At 81.5% G+C, this 426-nt stretch carries 1 pseudogene; it reads right to left on the reverse strand.

Annotation, left to right across the window (positions count from 1 at the left end):
- Positions 1-111: 111 nt before the first annotated feature.
- A pseudogene (locus AEA42_RS12670) lies at positions 112-408 on the reverse strand (indole-3-glycerol-phosphate synthase TrpC); the annotation flags it as partial.
- Between the last annotated feature and the right edge of the window lie 18 nt (positions 409-426).

Consider the following 426-nt stretch of genomic DNA (forward strand, 5'->3'; position numbering starts at 1 on the left):
CCGCGCCCCCCCCCCCCCCCCCCCCAAGCCCGCGCCCCTGGGCCTTCGCGGGCGGGCCGCCGCCCGCCAGCCCGCCCCGCGGCCGCCGCCCGCCCTGGGCGCCCCGGGCGGTCACGGGCCCCCCGCCCGCGGGGGGGGTGGCGCCCCCGCCGCGACGAGGTCCGCGACGGACCGGCGCGGCGCGTCGTCCGTGACGAGCGCCTCGCCCACCAGGACGACGTCCGCACCGGCACGTGCGTAGTCCATGACGTCGTGCGGCCCGCGCACGCCGGACTCGGCGACCTTCACGACGTCCGACGGGATCGCGGGCGCGACGCGGGCGAACGTCGTGCGGTCCACCTCGAGCGAGCGCAGGTCGCGCGCGTTGACGCCGACCACCCGTGCACCGGCGTCGACCGCCCGGGCGACCTCCTCGGTGTCAACTCA

The organism is Shewanella sp. Sh95 (assembly GCF_001308045.1).
Classification (GTDB): Bacteria; Pseudomonadota; Gammaproteobacteria; order Enterobacterales; family Shewanellaceae; genus Shewanella; species Shewanella xiamenensis.